Origin of the sequence: Nocardioides sp. NPDC101246 (assembly GCF_044767415.1) — a bacterium.
Lineage (GTDB): Bacteria > Actinomycetota > Actinomycetes > Propionibacteriales > Nocardioidaceae > Nocardioides.
The window spans coordinates 17,762-39,542 of the sequence record NZ_JBIWNX010000005.1; the positions used below are offsets into that span (position 1 = coordinate 17,762).

At 68.4% G+C, this 21,781-nt stretch carries 22 protein-coding genes and 3 tRNA genes; 15 read left to right on the forward strand and 10 right to left on the reverse strand.

Going from position 1 to position 21,781, the window contains the following annotated elements:
• From ACIRON_RS10145 to ACIRON_RS10160, 4 genes are all read left to right on the forward strand, one after another.
• Window positions 1-909, forward strand: coding sequence for a 5'-3' exonuclease H3TH domain-containing protein (locus tag ACIRON_RS10145; RefSeq protein WP_402992551.1), 909 nt, complete (start codon window positions 1-3; stop codon window positions 907-909).
• A 101-nt stretch (window positions 910-1,010) separates the two neighbouring features.
• Window positions 1,011-1,448 (forward strand): SsgA family sporulation/cell division regulator, encoded by a 438-nt coding sequence (locus tag ACIRON_RS10150; protein ID WP_402992206.1) that lies wholly within the window; start codon window positions 1,011-1,013, stop codon window positions 1,446-1,448.
• Between the two features lie 192 nt (window positions 1,449-1,640).
• The gene (locus ACIRON_RS10155) at window positions 1,641-3,005 is read left to right on the forward strand and encodes an OFA family MFS transporter (RefSeq protein WP_402992207.1); all 1,365 of its coding nucleotides are present in this window, start codon (window positions 1,641-1,643) and stop codon (window positions 3,003-3,005) included.
• Between the two features lie 177 nt (window positions 3,006-3,182).
• Window positions 3,183-3,701: a GNAT family N-acetyltransferase gene (locus tag ACIRON_RS10160; protein ID WP_402992208.1), complete on the forward strand. Its 519-nt coding sequence runs from the start codon at window positions 3,183-3,185 to the stop codon at window positions 3,699-3,701.
• On the opposite strand, the gene ACIRON_RS10165 is transcribed toward ACIRON_RS10160, so the two are convergent.
• On the reverse strand, window positions 3,698-4,519 hold the full coding sequence (locus tag ACIRON_RS10165) for an aminotransferase class IV (RefSeq protein ID WP_402992209.1): 822 nt from the start codon (window positions 4,517-4,519) through the stop codon (window positions 3,698-3,700). The two genes, ACIRON_RS10160 and ACIRON_RS10165, sit on opposite strands and share 4 nt — an antisense overlap.
• A gap of 167 nt (window positions 4,520-4,686) precedes the next feature.
• On the opposite strand from ACIRON_RS10165, the gene ACIRON_RS10170 reads away from it, so the two are divergent.
• The 6 genes from ACIRON_RS10170 (at window position 4,687) to ACIRON_RS10195 (ending at window position 6,868) form a co-directional block, all read left to right on the forward strand.
• A tRNA-Gly gene (locus ACIRON_RS10170) sits at window positions 4,687-4,759 on the forward strand.
• Between the two features lie 35 nt (window positions 4,760-4,794).
• Window positions 4,795-4,865 (forward strand) — tRNA-Cys (locus ACIRON_RS10175).
• A gap of 33 nt (window positions 4,866-4,898) precedes the next feature.
• Window positions 4,899-4,973: transfer RNA gene (locus tag ACIRON_RS10180), tRNA-Val, on the forward strand.
• A 339-nt stretch (window positions 4,974-5,312) separates the two neighbouring features.
• On the forward strand, window positions 5,313-5,681 hold the full coding sequence (locus ACIRON_RS10185; RefSeq protein ID WP_402992210.1) for a hypothetical protein: 369 nt from the start codon (window positions 5,313-5,315) through the stop codon (window positions 5,679-5,681).
• Between the two features lie 549 nt (window positions 5,682-6,230).
• On the forward strand, window positions 6,231-6,479 hold the full coding sequence (locus ACIRON_RS10190) for a DUF433 domain-containing protein (protein WP_402992211.1): 249 nt from the start codon (window positions 6,231-6,233) through the stop codon (window positions 6,477-6,479).
• Window positions 6,476-6,868: a DUF5615 family PIN-like protein gene (locus ACIRON_RS10195; RefSeq protein WP_402992212.1), complete on the forward strand. Its 393-nt coding sequence runs from the start codon at window positions 6,476-6,478 to the stop codon at window positions 6,866-6,868. The genes ACIRON_RS10190 and ACIRON_RS10195 overlap by 4 nt, the downstream gene beginning before the upstream one ends.
• 44 nt (window positions 6,869-6,912) lie before the next feature.
• Here ACIRON_RS10195 and ACIRON_RS10200 read toward each other — a convergent pair whose 3' ends face one another.
• From ACIRON_RS10200 to ACIRON_RS10225, 6 genes are all read right to left on the reverse strand, one after another.
• A complete protein-coding gene (locus ACIRON_RS10200; protein ID WP_402992213.1) occupies window positions 6,913-7,038 on the reverse strand; it encodes a hypothetical protein in 126 nt (41 codons plus the stop codon).
• Window positions 7,039-7,355: 317 nt separating this feature from the next.
• A complete protein-coding gene (locus tag ACIRON_RS10205) occupies window positions 7,356-7,907 on the reverse strand; it encodes a flavoprotein (RefSeq protein ID WP_402992214.1) in 552 nt (183 codons plus the stop codon).
• A 37-nt stretch (window positions 7,908-7,944) separates the two neighbouring features.
• Window positions 7,945-8,427 (reverse strand): (2Fe-2S)-binding protein, encoded by a 483-nt coding sequence (locus tag ACIRON_RS10210; RefSeq protein WP_402992215.1) that lies wholly within the window; start codon window positions 8,425-8,427, stop codon window positions 7,945-7,947.
• Between the two features lie 13 nt (window positions 8,428-8,440).
• Window positions 8,441-10,843: a molybdopterin cofactor-binding domain-containing protein gene (locus ACIRON_RS10215; protein ID WP_402992216.1), complete on the reverse strand. Its 2,403-nt coding sequence runs from the start codon at window positions 10,841-10,843 to the stop codon at window positions 8,441-8,443.
• Between the two features lie 117 nt (window positions 10,844-10,960).
• On the reverse strand, window positions 10,961-11,896 hold the full coding sequence (locus ACIRON_RS10220) for a helix-turn-helix domain-containing protein (protein WP_402992217.1): 936 nt from the start codon (window positions 11,894-11,896) through the stop codon (window positions 10,961-10,963).
• A 51-nt stretch (window positions 11,897-11,947) separates the two neighbouring features.
• Window positions 11,948-12,832, reverse strand: coding sequence for a response regulator transcription factor (locus tag ACIRON_RS10225; protein WP_402992218.1), 885 nt, complete (start codon window positions 12,830-12,832; stop codon window positions 11,948-11,950).
• Between the two features lie 135 nt (window positions 12,833-12,967).
• On the opposite strand from ACIRON_RS10225, the gene ACIRON_RS10230 reads away from it, so the two are divergent.
• The 3 genes from ACIRON_RS10230 (at window position 12,968) to ACIRON_RS10240 (ending at window position 16,754) form a co-directional block, all read left to right on the forward strand.
• Window positions 12,968-14,284 (forward strand): MFS transporter, encoded by a 1,317-nt coding sequence (locus tag ACIRON_RS10230; protein WP_402992219.1) that lies wholly within the window; start codon window positions 12,968-12,970, stop codon window positions 14,282-14,284.
• A 65-nt stretch (window positions 14,285-14,349) separates the two neighbouring features.
• Window positions 14,350-15,978: an AMP-binding protein gene (locus tag ACIRON_RS10235; protein ID WP_402992220.1), complete on the forward strand. Its 1,629-nt coding sequence runs from the start codon at window positions 14,350-14,352 to the stop codon at window positions 15,976-15,978.
• Window positions 15,975-16,754: a thioesterase family protein gene (locus tag ACIRON_RS10240; protein WP_402992221.1), complete on the forward strand. Its 780-nt coding sequence runs from the start codon at window positions 15,975-15,977 to the stop codon at window positions 16,752-16,754. Before ACIRON_RS10235 ends, ACIRON_RS10240 begins: the two co-directional genes overlap by 4 nt.
• A gap of 4 nt (window positions 16,755-16,758) precedes the next feature.
• Here the strand turns inward: ACIRON_RS10240 and ACIRON_RS10245 are convergent, their stop codons facing one another.
• Complete coding sequence (locus ACIRON_RS10245; RefSeq protein WP_402992222.1) at window positions 16,759-18,201, reverse strand: MFS transporter; 1,443 nt, start codon at window positions 18,199-18,201, stop codon at window positions 16,759-16,761.
• A 99-nt stretch (window positions 18,202-18,300) separates the two neighbouring features.
• Between ACIRON_RS10245 and ACIRON_RS10250 the strand changes: the two genes are divergently transcribed.
• A complete protein-coding gene (locus ACIRON_RS10250) occupies window positions 18,301-18,861 on the forward strand; it encodes a TetR/AcrR family transcriptional regulator (protein ID WP_402992223.1) in 561 nt (186 codons plus the stop codon).
• Here the strand turns inward: ACIRON_RS10250 and ACIRON_RS10255 are convergent.
• Window positions 18,852-20,558 carry an AMP-binding protein gene (locus tag ACIRON_RS10255; protein WP_402992224.1) on the reverse strand — a complete coding sequence of 569 codons (1,707 nt, stop codon included), beginning with the start codon at window positions 20,556-20,558 and terminating at the stop codon, window positions 18,852-18,854. The two genes, ACIRON_RS10250 and ACIRON_RS10255, sit on opposite strands and share 10 nt — an antisense overlap.
• 220 nt (window positions 20,559-20,778) lie before the next feature.
• Between ACIRON_RS10255 and ACIRON_RS10260 the strand changes: the two genes are divergently transcribed.
• Window positions 20,779-21,297, forward strand: a complete 519-nt coding sequence (locus ACIRON_RS10260) for a potassium channel family protein (protein WP_402992225.1) — start codon at window positions 20,779-20,781, stop codon at window positions 21,295-21,297.
• On the opposite strand, the gene ACIRON_RS10265 is transcribed toward ACIRON_RS10260, so the two are convergent.
• Entirely contained in the window at window positions 21,294-21,773 is a 480-nt protein-coding gene (locus ACIRON_RS10265; RefSeq protein ID WP_402992226.1) for an OsmC family protein, read from the reverse strand. The two genes, ACIRON_RS10260 and ACIRON_RS10265, sit on opposite strands and share 4 nt — an antisense overlap.
• Window positions 21,774-21,781 lie beyond the last annotated feature (8 nt).

Here is a 21,781-nt window from a genome sequence, read left to right on the forward strand (position 1 = left end):
ATGCTCCTGCTGGACACCGCGTCGCTCTACTTCCGGGCCTTCTTCGGAGTGCCCGAGATCAAGGCCGAGGACGGCACTCCGGTCAACGCCGTGCGCGGCCTGCTGGAGTTCATCACCCGGCTGGTCAACGACTACTCCCCCACCGACCTGGTGTGCTGCTGGGACAACGACTGGCGACCGCAGTGGCGGGTCGACCTGATCCCCTCCTACAAGGCGCACCGGGTGGTGGAGGAGGTCGAGACCGCTCCCGACGTCGAGGAGGTCCCGGACCCGCTGCAGGTGCAGGTGCCGATCATCCGCGAGGTGCTGGCCGCGGCCGGGATCCGTGTCATCGGCGCCGACGGCTACGAGGCCGACGACGTGATCGGCACCCTCGCGACCGGCGCGGGGATGCCGGTCGACGTCGTCACCGGCGACCGCGACCTGTTCCAACTGGTCGACGACGCTGCCGGCGTACGCATCCTCTACCCGACCCGGGGCGTGAGCGACCCGGATCTGGTCGACGAGAAGTGGGTGCTCGCCAAGTACGGGATCAGCGCGGCGCAGTACGCCGACTTCGCAACGATGCGTGGCGACACCTCCGACGGGCTGCCGGGGGTGAAGGGCGTAGGCGAGAAGACCGCCGCCAAGCTCCTCGAGCAGTACGGGGATCTGGAGGGGATCATCGCCGCGGTCGCCGACCCGAGCACCCCGATCACCAAGGCGCAACGGCAGAAGTTCATCGACGCGGCCCCGTATCTGGCGGTCGCACCGAAGGTCGTGGCGGTCGCCCGGGACCTCCCGCTGGACCGCAGCGGCACCGCTCTGCCCAGCGCTCCGGTGGACCCGGAACGCCTGCACGAGCTGGCCGCCACGTACAACCTGAGCTCCCCAGTCGCGCGCCTGGAAGCCGCTCTCGCGCGGGTGTGATCGGGGTCTCCACAACTTCGTTCAGAAAGTTCGTAGAAACAGCATCAGACTCCGCGTACCGCTCCGTCTCCTTGGCAAGACCACGAACAAGGAGCGGACGAATGAGCGACATCAAGCACCCGGCAGTGCAGCAAGACATCAAGATCTCCTGCCTCGACCCGTGGGGCCGGACGGTGGAGGTGCCGACGACCCTCGGCTACCGCGAGAACGACCCGTACGCAGTGAGCCTGACCTTCCACTCCGGCACCGGTGACGTCGAGTGGGTCGTGTCCCGCACGCTGATGCTGCAGGGCCTGGCCGCCCCCGCCGGCGAGGGCGACGTGAAGATCTACCCCAGCATCGACGAGGACGCCAAGGCCGTCGCGGTCTTCGACTTCAGCTCCCCCGACGGCCGCCTGATCGCGACCGCCGACTCGCGCGAGGTGCAGATGTTCCTCGGCAAGTCCTTCTCGGCCGTTCCGGTCGGCTCCGAGAGCCAGCACATGGATCTCGACGGGTTGATCGCGGACCTGCTGGGCTCGTCCTTCGACGCAGAGTAGGCACTCCGTCCGCCTGCTCATTCGTCTGCGAACCCTCCCGTCCCGGATTCCCGGGGCGGGAGGGTTCGTGCTTTTGCTGGCCGGAAGCGATCCCTCGCCGTTTCCACGTCAACTGTGGTAGTGATGTGCGTCACCCGCATGCACCCCTCGGAGGTCACAGTGCTGCCAGCTTTCCTTTCTCGCGAGCGAACGGTGGCCGGTCCCGGCTACAGTCGCTGGCTCATCCCACCCGCCGCCCTCGCCGTCCATCTCTGCATCGGCCAGGTGTACGCCACCAGCGTCTACAAGACCGCCCTGGTCGAGCACTTCGACACCAGCCAGACCGCGATCGGGGTGATCTTCTCGATCGCGATCGTGATGCTCGGCCTCTCGGCCGCGGTGATGGGAACCTGGGTCGACCGCAACGGACCGCGTGCCGCGATGACCGCGGCCGCGATCTTCTGGTCGTCCGGCTTCTTCATCGGCGCGCTCGGCATCGGCACCGGCCAGCTGTGGCTGGTCTACCTCGGCTACGGCGTCATCGGCGGCATCGGACTCGGGATCGGCTACATCTCCCCCGTCTCCACGCTCATCAAATGGTTCCCTGACCGGCCGGGCCTGGCCACCGGCATGGCGATCATGGGCTTCGGCGGCGGCGCGATGATCGCCAGCCCGCTGAGCGGTCGGCTGCTGGCGCTCTACGACCCGTCCTACACCGGTGACGCCAGCACCGTCCCCGACGGCCACGCGGTGATGATGCTCTTCGTGACCCTCGGCGTGGTCTACCTGATCTTCATGTCCTTCGGTGCGGCCACCGTCCGCGTCCCACCCGAGGGCTGGACACCGGCGGGCTGGGACCCAGCCAGCGTGAAGCAGAAGAAGCTCGTCACCACCGCCAGCGTCTCGGCCAACAACGCGATCAGGACCCGGTCGTTCTGGCTGGTGTGGATCGTCCTCTTCTGCAACGTCACCGCAGGCATTGGCATCCTCGAGCAGGCGGCCCCGATGATCCAGGACTTCTTCCGCACCGACGGAGTCTCCACGGTCAGCGCGGTCGCGGCCGGCGGCTTCGTCGGTCTGCTCTCGATCGCCAACATGAGCGGCCGGTTCATCTGGTCCTCGACCTCCGACGTCATCGGCCGCAAGCCGATCTACATGATGTATCTCGGGGTCGGACTGGTGCTCTATCTCCTGCTGGCGACCGTCGGCGACACCTCGATGGCGCTGTTCGTGCTGCTCGCCGTCGTGATCCTGTCCTTCTACGGAGGCGGCTTCGCGACCGTCCCCGCCTACCTGCGCGACCTCTTCGGCACCTTCCAGGTCGGCGCCATCCACGGCCGGCTGCTGACCGCCTGGTCGGCTGCCGGCATCGCTGGACCGCTCATCATCAACGCCTTCCTGGACGCGCAGGGTGAACCAGGCACGCTCACCGCGGCCGCCTACCGGCCGGCGCTGCTGACCATGGTCGGCGTCCTCGCGGTCGGCTTCATCGCCAACCTCCTGGTCCACCAGGTCCCCGACCGGTTCCACGAACCGACGTCCGCCGACTCCACCGAGACCGAGAGGAGCGCAGCATGAAAGCCAGGATCGCAGGCGCCTGGGCCCTGGTCGGGATCCCGCTGGCCTACGGCGTCATCGAGACACTGCGCCGTGCGGCGCAGCTCTTCACGGGCTGACGCTTCTCGTCGGCCGACGTTGTAAGCGCTCGAAAAGGCGTTCGAAGCGTCGGCGAGACGCTGCTAGCGTCCCATGACCATGAACACGACCCGGGTGGCCGAGCCGGACGACCTTCCGCTGCTGAGCAGGATCGAGGCGGCTGGGGACGCGATGTTCGTCGACCACTTCGGGCACGACCCGGGCTGGCCACCACCGACGGAAGGAGCGGTACGTGCCACCGAGCCGGGGTTCCTGCTGCTCGCGGTGCACGGCGCAGACGTCGTCGGCTTCGCGCACGTTCTCGAGCTCGACGGACACATGCACCTGGAGCAGCTGGCGGTCGATCCGGCGTCCCAGGGGTGCGGACACGGGCGAGCCCTGGTGGAGGCGGCGACCGGGCGGGCCGCGGCCACCGGGGCACGCAGGATGACGCTCATGACCTACGCCGACGTGCCCTGGAACGCGCCGTTGTACCGCCATCTCGGGTTCGTCGAGACCGAGCCGACCGAGGCGTACCAACATCGGCTGGTCGAGACCGAACGGCGGCTCGGCCTAGAGCAGGAGGGGCGGCGGGTGCTCATGGAGATCGAGCTGAGCGGGGTGCCTTCGGAGGCCTAGAGGCCGAGCAGGCTCGGCTCGTTCGTACGCCACGCCTCCTGCGCCGCCCTGGTGACCGGGCCGTGCGGGAGCGTGCGCGTGCCCCACCCGGTCACCGCCTGGACATCGCGCAGGCTGGAGGTCAGGAAGACCTCCGTGGCGTACTCCTCGACCTCGGCCAGCGGCTCGTCGGTCTCCTCCGCACCGAACCACTCCAGCACCAGGGCACGGGTGATCCCGGCCAGCGGGCCGCTGGAGAGCGTCGGGGTCTTGAGCGTGCCGTCGAGCACGTAGAAGACGTTGCTGCCGGTGCCTTCGCACAGGTCGCCCACGGTGTTGGCGAAGATCGCCTCGCTGGCCCCGTACTTGCGGGCCTCGGCGAGGGCGATGACGTTCTCGGCGTACGACGTCGTCTTCAGGCCGGTGGTCGCGCCGTGCTCGTTGCGGCGCCACGGCACACTCACGACCTTCGTCTCGGCCGGGTTGGGGGCCGCGTCCTCGAGGCCGATGATGATCGTCGGCGCGACCTCCACGCGACCGGACCCGAACGGCGCCGGTCCGCCCGTGACGGTGATCCGAAGACGCCCGTACGCCGTCGGGGCCGCGCCCAGCACAGCCTCGACACCCTTGGTGATGAGCCCGCGGTCGAGGGCGGGCAGACCGAGGCCGGTTGCCGACCGCTCCAGGCGGTCGAGGTGGAGGGCGAGCGCGAACGGCTGGTCCTCGATCACCTTGAGCGTCTCGAAGACGCCGTCGCCGACCACCAGACCGTGGTCCTTGATGGAGACCGCCGGGGCGGCCGGGTTGTCGAGAAGCTGACCATCGATCCACGCGCGCATGCGGCAACTCTAAAACGTCCCTGGTCAGAGGGCGGAATACGCGCCGGTGCGGCCTCCGAGACGACGACCGAATGACACGGAGGTGACCCCGGATTTGTCCCCCGGCAGCGGCTCCGTTAATGTTCTTCTCGTCGCCAAGGGCACGGGAAACCGGGCCGGAAGCACAAGCGGACGTAGCTCAGTTGGTAGAGCGCAACCTTGCCAAGGTTGAGGTCGCGAGTTCGAGCCTCGTCGTCCGCTCGGAGTAGGTCTCCACCGGAGGCATTGCCTCCAGCGGTGGGTTGGCCGAGAGGCGAGGCAACGGACTGCAAATCCGTGTACACGGGTTCAAATCCCGTACCCACCTCGAAGCACCACCCTGATATAACTGAATAACCACGGACGATTGGCGCAGCGGTAGCGCGCTTCCTTGACACGGAAGAGGTCACTGGTTCAAACCCAGTATCGTCCACCACCGAAACTGGCCCCTGATCTGCTGAAACGCAGATCAGGGGCCAGTTCGATTTCACCATATCGAATGGGTGTTCGACGTTGCCTGACGAAGTGCCTGACTAACTGGCTTCGGGACGATCTTCCTTGTGGGGCTTGCCGAATGCGGCGTCCACGGCCTGAGTGCCGATCTCCATCACCGGGCGGTCTGGGCCAGCACAGATCCGGGTCGTACGACGTACCAGATGTAGGTGACACACAGATCGACAACTGCCGGGGGTCGCTTACATCCGGGAATCTCGGGGCGTAGAAGAAGCAACGAACCGACAAGGCATCTGGTCGGCCGGACGACGGGACGCGACGAATGAGTTTGGACCTGATGGTCTTCGCCAATGACGGACCTGCTTCGATTGCTGACGCCGAGCGCCTCCTCGATCTCGAGGCGGATGGGGAGGAGTGGCATGAGCCACCTGAGGACGAGGTCGATCCACGCGTACGAGCCTTCCTCCGCGACATCTTCGCCAGCTATCCCCCGCTCGAATCGCTCAGTGACGACGAGCTGGGGAGCAGCGTCTGGAGCGTCACGCCTGGCCCTGACACGCGCTTGTCGACTTACCTTTGCATGAGCTTCGCGAGCCCACCCGGGGTCGTCAACCTGATCGCCCGGCTCGCCCGGCGACATGGGTTGGTGCTGTATGACCCGCAGACTGAAGAGATTCACAATCCGCACTGACAGATCCGCGCGATCGCTGCGAGGTGGCGGATGGTGTCATCACTGAATCAGGCGGTAGATCGACGCCGAGGGTCGCCCGTGTGTGGCAGGCGAGATTAAGGAGCCGTACGCGGGTTGACGCTCTCGAACGGGGGCAATCGCGTCGCGTCATGGATGCGCGTACGGCGCATCGCCTGACTGCCGAGCCCATGTGTCGTACTCGTCGCACACCGACAGATACCGTCGGTGGTCTGGTCGATGGCCGGCAAGCACCCTACCTGGAAGACCGGCTCGATCCTGGGGCATGTCGTTATGCTCGACCCGGAGTCGATCGAGGTCTATGTCGCCTGACGCACCGGCGGCAACGTCTACGGCTGAAAGTTCTTGGGCGACTCGCCTGGAAGTTCGGACAACCCCCATGGGTATCGTGCATGATGGTGCTTGCCCCGCTGGTGACCCGAGACTCCAGCGGGGTTCTTACGTTTTCCGTTGCGCACATGGCATCCCCTGCGTCCCGAACAAGCGAGTCAGTCAGCCAGCGGATATGTCCAGGAGGCGTAGACTCGAGGCATGACGCAGACAGTTCCGGGATACGACCGGCTAACCGTTGAGTCCGAAAAACTCGGTGGTCAGCCGTGTATCCGCGGCTACCGGTTCAGCGTCAATCAGCTGCTGGAACTATTCGCGGCCGGGATGACCTTCGAGGAGATCCACGAGGACTTTCCGTTCCTCGAGCCCGAGGACGCCCAGCAAGTGTTCGCATACGCAGCCGCTCTGGCGCAGCGTGACTTCTACCTTCCGCTGCAGGAATCTGCGTGAGACTGCTGCTGGACCAGAATCTGCCCTACTCCGTGACCGCGGCGCTCGCCGAGGAATGCGATGTCGTCCACACCGAGGATGTCGCGCTTCAGCAGGTCACCGATCCCGAGATCTTCTCCTACTGCATCACAACTGCGAGAGTCCTGGTCACAGCTGACAAGAAGCTCACGAAGTTTCTCGCATCCTCGAGAGCGATAGCCCCGAGCGTCGTGATCCTGCGCGGATTCCCACCACATAGAGCCGTGCTGGCGACCGCACTGCTCCGGCATCTGCCGCAGATCGGTGAGGCCATCGAGACGGTTGGCGACGCTGTCTTCTCGATCGGGCCCGACCGCCCGGTCCGCGTCCAGCGGCTGCCGCTCGGCATCACGCCGACTGTCGAGAAGTAGAAGATCCTCCGCCGCGGGCCGTCCGAACACGCCGGCCAAGACAGTTACTTGAGCAGACCGGCGATCGCGGCGAACGCAGCCACGAGGAGGCCGAGGGAAGCGACCTGCTGTTGCGGGCCGATGAACCACATACACAATGTGGTGCGTACGGTCTCGAGCCACTTAGGCAACCGGTTGCGCCTCCACCTGCCCTCCTGGAAGGTGCGGGCTCGAGTCATTCGACGGAGGCCCGTCATCGATTGGCTGGGCGTCAGCTGCGTACTGACCAACACTATGTAGAGGTCGAACTCTTCCGGGCCGGCTTCTTCGACATGCTTGGGACGCCGTTCCGCTAGGTCCAACGGCCGCGGCTTCGGTTCGTGCGCAGGGCTGTTTGTCATCGCAAGTCATGCCTCGATGACAACACCCCTCCCGCCAGAGGCCCATCCGTAGACCCGCTTCTGTGGATAACTCGGTTCGAAAAGCCACCTGTGGACTCGATCCGGCCCTAACGCTGCCCTACCGCCTGCTGAGTGGCATCGAGGATCGCCTTCCACGGCAGTTGCTGGTCCGATGGCAGCTGGCGGGGCGGGTAGAGGGGCCAGAGGTCGGGGCCCTCGATGAGTTCGACGCCGGCACTGCGTAGGGCTGCCATGTGGGAGGGCCAGGCGGGGTGCTCGGCGTGAGCGGCGTTGATGAGTGGGAAGAGGACGACGGGGACCGTCGTGAGGCTCTCGGTCACCACCGTGAGGGCCTGGTTGTCGGCCAGGCCCAGGGCGATCTTGGCGGTGGTGTTGAAGGTCGCGGGGGCGACGACGATGGCGTCGAGCCTCGCCGGGTGCGTGCGAGGCTCCCACGGGAGGCGGCTCGGGCCGCGTACCGGGAAACCGGTGGCGGTCTCGATCCGGGCGGCCTCGCCGTTGGCGGTCAGCCAGGTGAACGCCGTCGGCGTCAGGGTCACCGGCACCTGATGGCCGGCGTCCACCAACGGGGTGACCAGCTCGTCGCAGAGTTGCTCCACACCGCCGGCAGCGCAGGCGATGACTCCGACGATGGCCACCCCGCGAGCGTACGGGACGAGGATCCGGGCCGAGGGGTCAGTCCATCTTCCCGGCGCCGGCCTTGATCGCCTCCCGGATCCGTACGTAGGTGCCGCAGCGGCAGATGTTGCGGATCTCGTCGATGTCGGCGTCGGTGACCGAGCGGCCTTCGGCGTGCGCCTTGTTGACGGTCGCGACGGCGGCCATGATCTGGCCGGGCTGGCAGTAGCCGCACTGGGCCACGTCGGCATCGAGCCAGGCCTCCTGCATCGGGTGCAGGCCGTCGCCCGGAGCAGTGTCGGCGAGGCCCTCGATCGTGGTGATCTCGTCGTCCTCGTCGAGGGCACTGATCGGGGTGGCGCAGGGGTTGAACGCCTTGCCGTTGATGTGGGACGTACAGGCCTTGCAGACGTTGATGCCGCAGCCGTACTTGGGGCCACGCACGCCGAGGACGTCGCGCAGCACCCACAGCAGCCGCTCGCTGTCCTGGACGTCGACCGTGACCTTGTCCCCGTTGAGCTTGAAGGTGTACTCGGGCATGTTCTTCCTCTACTCAGTAGGTGTGGCTGAGGCCGTCGGTCGGCGACGCGGGCACGGGCGGGACGAACGACTTCACCTCGAAGCCGATCGGGTCGTGGTGGTTGATCGGGAACGAGGTCGGTGTGGTGCCCGTCGCCCGGGCGTAGGCACAGGCCACCGCCGCGAACGAGGCGGCGACGCCGGCCTCCCCCGCGCCGCCGGGGATGTCGGTGACCGGGTCCATCACGAACACGCGTACGTCGGGAGGGGTGTTCCACTGGCGGGTGTAGAAGTAGTTGTCCCAGCTGGCCTCGAGGTAGTGGCCGTCCTTCAAGTGGGTGCTCGCAGTCAGGGCGAGCGCGATGCCGTCCATGATCCCGCCCTGCATCTGCGCCTCGACGCCCTTGGGGTTGATCACCTCTCCGCAGTCGATCGCGAAGGTCACCTTGGTGACCCGGGGTCCCGTGACGCCGTTGTAGACCTTGCGGTTGACCGTCTCGGGACGGCAGTCGATCTCGACGAGGCAGGCGGAGTAGCCCTTGTACTCCTGGTGGACCGCGATCCCCTGGGCCGTGCCGGCCGGCATCGACCTGCCCCAGCTGCCGGCGGCCGCCACCTGCTTGATGACGCGTCGCAGGCGGTCCTCCTTGGCGTACTTCAGCCGGAACTCGACCGGGCTCAGCCGCATCTTCTTGGCGACCTTGTCGATCGTGAGCTCGAGCGCCGTGCGTACGTCGGGCGAGTAGACGTTGCGCACCGCGCCGGAGTTGATCGCGCGGCTGGTCGTCTCCATGAGGCCCTGGGTGGTGACCCCGAAGTCGTACGGCACCTGCTGGGAGGTCACGAAGATGGTCTCCGAGACACCCAGGTTGCTCACCCCTGCCGGGAGCGAGATTGCCGTCGAGGTCAGGATCTCGCCGAAGCCGTGGCGGTAGTCGGTGGCGGTGCAGGTGTGCTGCTGCTCGACAGCGAGGATGTTGTCCCCCGCCCAGACCGTACGCACTCGGGAGGTCGCCATCGGATGGTTGCGGCCCTGGCGGGGCTCGTCGGCGCGGTGCCACATCAGCCGGACCGGCGCCTGGCACTTCTGGGAGATCAGGGCGGCCTCCTTCGCCGCGTCCCAGAAGAGCTTGCGGCCGAACGATCCGCCCGACTCCACGACGTTGAAGGTCACGGCGGTCGGGGGCAGACCGAGGTCGAGCGCGATGCTCTCGGCAGCCACGATCGGCGTCTTCGAGCCCGCCCAGATCGTCGCCTTGTCGGCGCGGACATCCGCGACGGCGCAGTTGGTCTCCAGCGGCGAGCCGCTGCGGGTGTAGAAGACGAAGTCGGTGTCGAGGGTCTTCACGTCCGCCGCGCCGAGCCCGGTCAGGCCGCCCACCGCGTCGGTCACCGTGCCGAGGAGCTCGTCGACGTCAGGCACCAGCATCGGCCGCTCGATCCCGCGGAGCTCCTCGAGCACATCGGCGTCGGACCTGCCGCTCACCGAGCCGGGGTTCCACTCGACATCGAGGGCACGCACGGCGTTGATGCACTGCCCGAACGTGCCGGCGCGTACGGCGACCCCGGTCGGGATGGTGACGACATGCGTCACGCCCGGCATCGCCTCGACGTCCTTCTGGTTGCGGACGGACTTCACCGTGCCGTTGTGCTCGGGGGCGCGGCAGACCATCGCGGGCAGCGCGTCAGGGACGTCGATGTCCATCGCGAACTGCTTCTTGCCGGTGACCGCGGCCAAGGCGTCCTTGCGGCGCCGCGGGGTGCCGATGACGGCGAAGTCGGACTTGGGCTTGAGGTCGACGTCGACGACCTTCGTCACCAGGGCGGCCGCGGACGTCGCGAGCTCGCCGTAGGAGATGGAGGCACCGCCGGGCGCGGTGATCACGCCCTCGTAGACGGAGAGGGTGTCGTGCGGCTGCGCGAGCGCGATCGCCGCGGCGTCGAGCAGCGCGCCACGGGCGATGGCGGCGGCCACACGTACGGGCGTGTACATGGCGTGGATCGTGTTGGAGCCGCCGGTCATCTGGTTCCAGATCAGCTCGGGGCGTGCCTTCGACAAGGTCACGTTCACCTTGCTGAGGGGCAGGTCGAGCTCCTCGGCGATCAGCATCGCGATCGAGGTGGTGATGCCCTGTCCGACCTCCGCGCGAGGCAGCTCGAACGAGGCGGTGCCGTCCTTGTCGACGACGACCTGGATCAGGTTCGCGGTCGGGCGTGCGGCATCGGTGAGCAGGTCGTTGAGGTCGTAGAGGTCGGCCGGCTGCGGCACCCCCGGGACGACTGCCGCGGCCGGGGTGCCGAGGCCGATCCCGAGCTGGGCCGCGCCGGTGACGGTGGCAGCGGCCAGGAGATAGCCGACGAAGCGACGGCGGCCGAGCTCGTGCTCGGCCAGGCCCGATACCGATAGGCCTGATGACGTCTCGGGATGTGTTGACAAGGCGGTTACCTCCGTTGGTCCGGTCGGGTCCAGGTCACGCTATGTGCGGGCCGTCACACCTGTGTCGCCATGGAACGCCAACTTCGTTGACTTTCCGCGCCAGCTCGGCCGATCAGCTCACACCGAGGTCAAAGTGTGTTTTCGCAGCGCACCCGGCGTGACTCCGAAGCGCGACCTGAAGGTGCGGGCGAAGTGCGACGGGTCCGGAAATCCCCAGCGGCCGGCGATCGACGCGGTGGAGTGGGCGGCAAGGGCCGGGTCGAGAAGCGCGTCGCGGATCGCCAACAGCCGGAACTCGCGCAGGTGCGCCATCGCGGAGAGTGGCTGGCTCTCGAAGAGCCGGTGCAGGCTGCGCGGCGAGAGCCCATGGGCGGCCGCCACGGCATCGTGGCCGAGGTCCGGGTCGCAGGCATGGGCCTCCACGTGGGCGATGATCCGGGCCCGGAGCGCCTCCCCCGGGTCGACCAGGTCGTCACCGCCGACCATGCTCGAGAGCAACTGGATGGCGGCCTCGCCCAGATGCGTCGCTCCCCCGGCCTGCGGGGCCTGGCGGACAGCGCTCCCCAGCAGATGCCCGAGTACGCCGGTCCGTCCGTCGAACGCCGTCCAGCCGTGCGACATGGACCGCTCGATCACGGCGTCCGAGACGGCCAGCGCACGGCGCGGGAGCGTCATCGCCAGGCACTCCCACGTCTCCTCGAAGCGCAGCTCGTAGGGGCGGCTGGTGTCGTAGATCGCGATGTCCCCGGGCCTCAGGACGATCTCGATGCCGCCCTGCCGGACGACGGACCGTCCATGGCGCTGGACGCAGACCTTGAACGGCTCACCGGGTACGTCAGCGAGGGAGCGGCGGGTGCGGCGTACGACCTGTGGGGTGCCGCCGACGCGGAACGCGTCGACCCGGCCCAGGCTCGCGTGCTCGATCGCCCCGGCCAACGGGCCGGGCTTCACGTGCTGTCCGGGCGGCAGGCGCTCGGCCTGCAACCCCGCGAAGGCGTCCGCCAGCGCGGTCCGCCATCTCTCTGACACTCCGCCCGAGTCCCCATGCGTCATGCCGAGATACTGCGCACGCTGCTTGTCGTGCGATACCCCCGTACGGGGGCGTCAGTCGATCAGACCGGCCTCGCGCGCCATCCGGACCGCGTGGACGCGGTTGTTGGCGTTGAGCTTGCGGGTGGCGCTCTTGAGGTAGGACTTGACCGTGCTCTCCACGATCCCGAGGGCCTCGGCGGCCTCCCGGTTGCTGTTCCCCAGAGCGACCTGGCGCAGGACGTCGACCTCGCGCGCGGCCAGGCGTACGGCCGGAGCGAGCTGAGCCGGCTTCTCCCCCGGTGTGGCGGTGAGCCGCCGGACCATGGCCTCGAGGCGGCTGCGGACCTCGGGGTCGATCACCTGGCCGGCCAGGTCGGTGAGCTCGGCCGCCATCTCGCGGCGTTCGGCGAGATCACGCTTCGCCGCGGCGTCGACCGTGCTCCGAGCCGCCGTCGGCGCGGGCGCCAGCCGGGAGAGCCGGTTACGGACCTCGTCGTCGATCAGGATCTCGCGCTCGAGGGTGCGGATCAGCGGACGCAGCGAGTCGAACCAGACGCCGCCGAGACCCAGCCGCGAACGGGAGGCGAGATAGATGAGCATCCGCGGGGCCCGGTCGACCAGGATCGGCAGGGCGGCGACGGTCTGGATCTGCTCCTGGGCGACCGCGGTGTCGTAGAGGTGCGTGATGCCTCGAGCGGTGTAGTAGTGGTCGACCGAGCCGGGCTGGCGGGTCTGCAGGGTCTTCCCGCCCAGGCCCTCCCCGTTGACGACCCGCAGACCGCGCAGCGAGACGCCCTTGGCGCCGCAGGTCGCGGTGATGTCGATGGCCGTGCCGTCACCGCGCACCGGACCGCCGAAGGCCAGATCCAGCCCCGAAGCCGACCGGAAAGAGGCCAGCGTCTGGGCGATCCGGGACCCGTCGTACGGCGCCTCAGGGGCGATCGCGGTGGTGCTCATGACGTTGAGCGTAAGTGACGACCATCACAGGCAACAAGAGGCGTACCCCCTCTTTCGAGGGCACTCGTCCGGGGGTATCGGGCAGGTGAGGACAGTCCCACACTCGGTTCACCAATCCGAGTAGGAGGCACGATCATGGCCCAAATCGCGGCTAACCGAGCCGAGGTCGACGGGCGCACCATGCGCCGCGTCGCGACGGCGTCACTGACCGGCACCACCATCGAGTTCTACGACTTCCTCATCTACGGGCTAGCAGCAGCCCTGGTGTTCAACGCCATCTTCTTCCCGTCCATGGGTGGTCCGGAGGGGACCCTGGCCTCGATCGCGACCTTCGGCGTCGCGTTCGTCTTCCGGCCACTCGGCGCGATCCTCTTCGGCCACTACGGCGACCGGATCGGCCGCAAGGCCACTCTGATCACCACGTTGCTGATCATGGGCACTTCGACGTTCGCGATCGGCCTGATCCCGAGCGTGGAGTCGATCGGCAAGGGCGCCGTGGTGATCCTGGTGCTCCTGCGAGCGCTGCAGGGCATCGCGCTCGGCGGCGAATGGGCCGGCGCGGCCCTCCTCACCACGGAGTACGCCGCCCACGGCCAGCGCGGGCGCTACAGCATGTTCCCCCAGCTCGGTCCCAGCCTGGGCCTGATCATCGCCGCCGGCGCCATGCTCACCACCTTCCGGCTGATGGATCCCGACGCGTTCGCCGCCTGGGGCTGGCGGATCCCGTTCCTGGCCAGCGCAGTCCTGGTCGGCGTCGGTCTCTGGGTCCGGCTCAACGTCGCGGAGACCCCGTCGTTCAAGAAGCTGCAGTCGGCGGGCAACCGCAGCACGCTGCCGTTCCTCGGCTGCATCCGCGACCAGTGGCGCCAGGTGCTGCTCGGTGGCGGCATCATGGCGATCGTCTTCGGTGCGTTCTACACCGGCGCGAGCTTCATGGTCGCCCATGCGGTCGGCACGCTCGGCCTGAGCATGACCCAGGCGCTGCTCGGGGTCATCGTCGCCGCGTTCGCGATGAGCATCACGGTCATCGCCTCCGCCTGGCTCTCCGACGTGCTCGGCCGCCGCACGGTGCTGCTCCTGGGAGCCGCCTTCGGCATCGTGGCCGGCCCGCTGGCCTTCGGGGTGATGGAGCCGGGCAGCTTCGCGAGCTTCGCTCTGGGCAACAGCCTGCTGCTGTGCGTGCTCGGCCTCAACTACGGTCCGATCGCGGCGTTCCTGCCCGAGATGTTCCAGGCGAAGTACCGCTACACCGGCGCCGGTCTCGGCTACAACATCGCCGGCATCCTCGGCGGCGCGGTCCCGCTCGTCATCGCCGAGGACCTGCTGGCCAGGTGGGGCACCGACGGGATCGCGTACTTCCTCACCGCTCTGGCCCTGCTGAGCGTCGTCTGCCTGCTGGTCGCCAAGGAGACCAGCCGCGTGGAGCTCGACGCGGAGCCCGCGATCGCCTGATCCGGCACCCGCTCACCCTCCTTCGGGGGTGTGGCTGCCACCACGGTCTCGGTCATGCTCGCGGCATGACCGAGACCTCATCCATCACCGCATCGTCGGCTCGTGGCGACATCGACGTACCGCTGCTCGAGGAGACGATCGGCGCCAACTTCGAGCGCACCGTCGCCCGTCATGGAGACCGTGAGGCGCTCGTCGAGATCGCCACCGGCCGGCGCTGGACCTACGCCGAGCTGGACGCCGACGTGGACGCCCTCGCGGTCGGCCTGCGCAAGGCCGGCATCGGCAAGGGCGACCGCGTCGGCATCTGGGCTCCGAACTGCGCCGAGTGGACGATGGTCCAGTTCGCCACGGCCAAGATCGGCGCGATCCTGGTCAACATCAACCCCGCCTACCGCACCCACGAGCTCGCCTACGCGCTCAACCAGTCCGGGGTGCGGCTGCTGATCAGCGCCAAGGCGTTCAAGTCCAGCGACTACGTCTCGCTCGTCGGCGAGGTCGAGGGCGACTGCGGCGCCCTCGAGCAGACGATCTTCCTGGGTACGCCGCAGTGGGATGCGCTGCTGGCCGCGGGCCGTGGCGAGCGGCTGGCCGACCACGTCGACTACGCGCTGGCCCCGGACGACGCGATCAACATCCAGTACACCTCCGGGACCACTGGGTTCCCGAAGGGCGCGACGCTCTCGCACCGCAACATCTTGAACAACGGCTTCTTCGTCACCGAGACGATCCACTTCACCGAGCAGGACCGGCTGTGCATCCCGGTGCCCTTCTACCACTGCTTCGGGATGGTGATGGCCAACCTCGGCTGCACCACCCACGGCGCGACCATGGTCATCCCGGGCCCCGGCTTCGACCCGGCGACGACGCTGCGGACGGTCCAGGACGAGAAGTGCACGGCGCTGTACGGCGTGCCGACGATGTTCATCGCGATGCAGGACGACCCGGGCTTCGCCTCCTACGACCTCTCCACGCTGCGTACCGGGATCATGGCCGGCGCACTGTGCCCGATCGAGGTCATGAAGCGGTGCGTCAGCGAGATGCACATGAGCGAGGTCGCGATCGCGTACGGGATGACCGAGACCTCGCCGGTCTCCTGCCAGACCCGCACCGACGACGACCTCGAGCGTCGCACCGAGACGATCGGCCGGGCCGCCCCGCACGTCGAGATCAAGGTCGTCGACCCGGCCACCGGCGAGGTCGTCCCACGCGGCACCGCGGGCGAGTTCTGCACCCGCGGCTACTCGGTCATGCTCGGCTACTGGGACGATGAGGTGAAGACCGCCGACGCGATCGACGCCGACGGCTGGATGCACACCGGCGACCTGGCCGTGATGCGCGAGGACGGCTACTGCGTGGTCGTGGGAAGGATCAAGGACATGGTCATCCGTGGCGGTGAGAACATCTACCCACGCGAGATCGAGGAGTTCCTCTTCACCCACCCCGACATCGCCGAGGCCCAGGTCGTGGGCGTCCCGGACGAGAGGTACGGCGAGGAGCTCTGCGCCTGGATCCGGATGCGTCCCGGCGCCGAGCCGCTGGACGCCGAGGCCGTCCGCGCCTTCGCCAGCGGCAAGCTCGCCCACTACAAAGCACCGCGCTACGTGCTGCTCGTCGAGGAGTTCCCGATGACCGTGACTGGCAAGGTCCGCAAGATCGACATGCGCGAGCAGAGCGTCGCTCTGCTCGGCCTGTGAGCCGCCGGATGGCCTACTGGCACCGGACCGGCCCGCACGCCTTCACTCCGACCGAGCACGTCGGCGGGGCGTGGGATCCGGAGACGCAGCACATCTCCACCCTGCTCGGCGTGCTCGCCCACGAGGTCGAACGGGACCGCGACGCCCGCCGTGACGACGGGCTCCAGGTCACCCGGATCGGCTACGACATCCTCGGCACCGTCCCGCTGGAGCCGGTCGACATCGAGGTCACGCTGCTCCGCGGCGGGCGCACGATCGAGCTCGTCGAGGCTCGCGCCTGCCACGGCGGCCGACCGGTCGTGCTCCTCCGTGCCTGGCTCACCGCCGGCTACCCGACCGCGGAGCTCGAGGGGACTCACCACGTGCCGATGCCCACGCCGGAGGAGGTGCCCGTCTGGGACATGACCACGCTGTGGGGCGGTGGCTTCATCGCCTCGGTCGAGGTGCGCCGTCACGACCTCGGCCCGGGGCGGGCGCAGTCCTGGGTGCGTACGGCTCACCCCCTCGTCGCCGACGAGGAGGTGAGCCGGCTGGCGCAGGTCGCCGGGCTGCTCGACATCACCAACGGAGTGGCGGTCCGGGTCGACCCGAAGGTGGTCAGCTTCCCCAACGTCGACCTGACCGCGCACCTGTTCCGCGCTCCCGCTCCCGGCTGGTTGGGCCTCGACACGACCGTCTCGTTCGGGCCGGCCGGCGCCGGCGTGACCACGTCCGTCCTCCATGACGAGCAGGGCGCCTTCGGCGTCAGTACGCAGTGCCTGACCGTGCGTCCGTGACGGCTCAGCCGGCGGCGGCCACCGTGACCGGCGTGATCGACCTGCTCGCGCGGCGCCGGTGGGCGGCGAGGATGACCAGAGCGACGATCACCGCGAGGGCGTAGAAGCCGGTCGCGACGTCGAAGACGGTCGAGTAGCCATGGGCCTGGGTGATGGTGTCCGGGGCGGGATCGTGGTGCACCGCGCTGCCGTAGACGACGGTGAGGAGCGCGAGCCCGATCGAGCCGCCGATCTGGTGGGCGGTGTTGACCAGCCCGGACGCGGCGCCGGCGTCACCCGGGTCGACCTCGGCCATCCCGAGGTCGGTGAGCAGGATGATCGCGATGCCCTGGCCGATGCCCAGCACGAGCAGCGGCGGCAGGATCCACGCCACGCTGGTCGTCGCGTCGATCCGGCTGAGCCAGGCCATGCCGATCCCCGCGGTGACCAGGGAGACCACCAGCAGCGCGGGCTTGCTGACCCGCGGGCCGGCCCAGCGCACGGCGTACACCATGGCGAAGAACATGCCGGTCATCGGGATGTAGGCGAGTCCGGTGGCGAGAGGGCTGAGGCCGCGTACGTTCTGGAGGTACTGCGAGAGGAAGTAGAACGTCGAGAACATCGCGCCGACGATCAGGATCCGCCCGACGTACGCCCCGGAGCGCTGCACGCTGAGGAAGAGCCGGATCGGCACGATCGGCTGGGCGGCGCGCAGCTCGATGAGCACGAACGCGACGAGCAGAACCGCCGACCCGGCCAGCGGGAGCAGGGTCCGGGCGCTGCCCCAGCCGATCTCGGCGGCCTCGACGAGTCCGTAGACCAGTGCCGACATGCCGACCGTGACGCTCAGCGCGCCCAGGATGTCGACCTGGCCGGGCCGGGGCTCGGTCTCGGGCAGATAGCGCGGTGAGAGAGCCAGGATCAGGATCCCGAGCGGGACGTTGATCAGGAGACCCCAGCGCCAGGAGAGGTATTCGGTGAAGACGCCGCCGACGATGATCCCGACGCTTGCTCCGGCGCCGATCACCGCGCTGTAGATCGCGATGGCCCGGGTGCGCTCCTCGGGCTCGGGGAAGCTCGTGATCAGGAGTGCCAGCGTCGACGGGATCGCGAAGGCCGAGGCCAGCCCCTGCAGCGTGCGCGCCGCGATGAGCAGACCGGCCGACGGAGCCAGCCCGGCCAGGAGCGAGGCCGCGGTGAACAGCGCTGTGCCGGCGATGAACACGCGGCGCCGGCCGAGCAGGTCGCCGGCTCGGGCGCCGAGCAGCAGGAGACCCCCGAAGGCGAGGACGTAGGCGTTCTGGATCCACGACAGCGAGGAGTCGGTGAAGCCGAGCTCGGTCTTGATGTGGGTGAGCGCCGTGGTCACGATCGAGGCGTCGAGGGTCATCATCAGCTGGCAGCCGAGGATCACCATGAGGACCACCGCCCGGTGACGGGCACCGGCGCTCGGGGGTGTCGAAGACATGAGTGCACCATTCCTATGTAACTAACGAGTTGGTTATATCAGTGAAGCACTCCTCACCGGAAAAGACAACTAACTAGTTACTTGCTTTAGTATGGGCGCATGGCCAGAGACTCCGAGGCGACCCGTGCCCGCATCCTCGACGCCGCCGAGGCCGAGTTCGCGGCGTACGGCATCGCCGGCTCGCGCGTCGACCGGATCGCGGAGACGGCGCTGGCGAACAAGGCGCTGATCTACAAGTACTTCGGCACGAAGGACGAGCTCTTCGACGCCGTGTTCGCCCACCGGGTGCTCGCGTTCGTCGACGAGGTCGAGTTCGACGCCACCGACCTGCCCGCCTATGCCGGACGGTCCTTCGACCTGTACGAGCGCTTCCCCACGACGCTACGACTGACCACCTGGTATCAGCTCGAGCGCCCCGACGGGAAGCTCCCGGCGATCGTCGCCTCCAACGATGCGAAGCTGGCCAAGATCGAGGAGGCGCAGGATGCAGGGAAGCTGACGACCGCCTTCTCGCCGCTCGAGCTGCTCACCGAGGTTCGTGCGCTGGCGATGAGCTGGCACCTGCACACCCCCGAGCTGGCCCTGGTGCGCCGGCCGAGCCGCTCCCGATGCCGGGAGATCGTCGTCGAGAGCGTCCGGCGCCTGGTGGATCAGGACTGACGTGAGAAGAAGTCCTCGTAGCGGTGCTCCCCCGTCGGCCGCTGGTCGACGACCTCCTGCTCACGCACCCGGAGCTCGACGCGCCGGATCTTCCCCGAGATCGTCTTCGGCAGGTCGAAGAACTCCAGGCGACGCACGCGCAGGTAGGGCGGAAGGTGGTCGCGGGCGAACTCGAGGATGGCCCGGGCGGTCTCGGCGGTCGGCTCGTGGCCCGCGGTCAGTGAGACGTACGCCTTGGGGACGGCCAGTCGCACCGGGTCCGGAGCCGGCACGACCGCCGCCTCGGCCACCGCGGGGTGCTCGATCAGGACCGACTCGAGCTCGAAGGGTGAGACCTTGTAGTCGGAGGCCTTGAAGACGTCGTCGGTGCGGCCGACGTAGGTGATGTAGCCGTCCTCGTCGCGGGCGGCGACGTCGCCGGTGTGGAAGAAGCCGTCGCGCATCGCGTCGGCGGTGCGCTTCTCGTCGTCGCGGTAGCCGGTCATCAAAGTGGCGGGACGCTGGGCGAGGTCGAGACAGAGCTCGCCCTCCCCGGGCCCCTCGATCACGGTCCCATCGACCGGGTCGACCAGTACGACCGGGACACCGGGCAGCGGGCGCCCCATCGAGCCGGGACGTACGGGCTGACCGGGGCTGTTGGCGATCGTCGCGGTCATCTCGGTCTGCCCGAAGCCGTCCCGGATGGTCAGGCCCCACGCCCGCTCGACCTGGCTGATCACCTCGGGGTTGAGCGGCTCACCGGCACTGATCGCCTCGCGCAGCGATCCGCAGCCGCCGGAGAGGTCGGCCTGGATGAGCATCCGCCACACGGTCGGCGGAGCGCACATGCTGGTCACCTGCTCCTCCCGGATCCGCTGCAGCAGCGTGGCCGCGTCGAAGCGCGCGTAGTTGAGGACGAAGACGGTCGCTCCGGCGAGCCAGGGCGCGAAGAAGTTCGACCAGGCGTGCTTGGCCCAGCCGGGGCTGGAGATGTTCATGTGCACGTCGCCGGGGCGGAGCCCGAGCCAGTACATCGTCGAGAGGTGCCCGACCGGGTAGGTGTAGTGGGTGTGCTCGACCAGCTTCGGACGGCTCGTGGTGCCGCTGGTGAAGTAGAGGAGCAGCGCGTCGGTGGTGGCGTTGCCGGGGTGCTCGAGCGGCTCCTCGCGCTCCGCGGCAGCTGCGGCGTAGCCGTTCCAGCCCTCCCGCTCCCCCACGCTGATCCGCACGTAGTCGCCGGGGACGCCGTCGAACTTGTCGGTGTCCTCAGAATTGCAGACCACGGCCTTCGCCCGGCCACGCTCGAGCCGGTCCACCAGCTCGGCCGTGCCGACCGCCGTCGTCGTGGGCATCAGGACCGCCCCCAGCTTCATCGCCGCGAGCATCGTCTCCCACAGCTCGACCTGGTTGCCGAGCATGACGACCACGCTGTCGCCCGAGCCGACGCCGAGGCGCCGAAGGTAGCGGGCCACCGCGTCCGAGCGGCGCGCCAGCTCGTCGAAGGAGTACGCGGCCCGCGACCCGTCCGACTCGGAGATCACCAGCGCCGGGGCGTCGTTGCCCCGAGCCATCGGGTCGAACCAGTCGTGGGCGAAGTTGAAGCTCTCTCCGACGTCGGGCCAGCGGAAGGTGTCGAGCGCCGCGGCGTAGTCGAGGCGCTGGGCGATCAGCGCGTCCCGGGCGGCGAGCAGGGCGTCGGTCGAGGTCGATCCAGTCATGGCGGTCATCATCGCCGCGAGGCCGACACCCGCCCTACCCCCGGAAGAGGGGGCCAGGTGCAGCGGAACCTGGCCGGCTGGTTGCGGTTGTCACCCGTGACGGGTGACGCGGCGGCCCCGTCCGTGACCGCATCCTGAGGTTTCAGTTCGTACGACGAATCGAGACTTCGATGGGGAAAGCCGCCTACGAGGCGCCTACCTCTGGCCAGCGGAGAGCCCGGTGACGAGCAGTCGATCAGATGAGCGGAGTCCGCGGTCCAAGGCCTGGTCGCGTCCGATCCTGACCTTCAGCGGCCTGCTGGTCGCCTACTACGCCTTCCCTCTGAAGTGGGCGACAGACTCGATGGTGGCCGTCGGTGCGAGCCTGCTGGTGACGGTGGGGGCACTCTCGCTCGTCGGGACCGTGATGATCAGGGAGCTCGGCGCCGTCCGCAGGGGCGGGACCGGGCACAGCACGCGCGTGCTGGCCATGTTGCTGATCCTGCTGGTGATGGCAGCGTCGCTGACCTTCTTCCTGCTCAACGAGATCCGCCCGCACGAGATCAGCGGCCTGGAGACGCGGACCGATGCTCTCTACTTCACCTTGAGCACCATGACGACGGTCGGGTACGGCGATGTCCACGCCGAGGGTCAGATCGCGAGGGTGTTGGTGTGCGTGATGATCGTCTTCAACATCGTGGTCGTGGCCTCGCTCGTCCGGGCCCAGACCACTTCCCCGAACCGCCCACGGGACGACTAGAGGGTCAGCCCGCCGACGATAACGGTCGGCTCGACGTCGACGGGGAAGTTCACGCTGCTCGCGATGAAGCAGTCCAGGTGGGCCTGGTGGTGGGCGGAGGTCGCGGCCTCGATCATCGACGCGTCGGTGACGGTGACGACCGGGTGCAGGACGGCGCGGGTGAACCGGCCGCCGGTCCCCTGCGTCTCCATGGTGGCGGTCGCGGCATCGTGGTAGTCGATGACGACCGCGCCCACCGTCACCGCCTGGTGCAGGTAGGAGAGCATGTGGCACTGCGCCAGCGAGGTCAGCAGCAGCTGCTCGGGGTTGTGCCGGCTCGCGTCGCCGCGGAACGTCGGATCGGCGGAGCCGAGGATCTCGGGCAGGCCCTCGATGCGTACGACGTGGTCCCGGGCGTAGTCGCGGTAGCCGCTCGTCCCGGTGCCACGGTTGCCCGTCCACTCCACCGAGACCGTGTAGTCGTGGGTCAGTGCCATACCCGCAC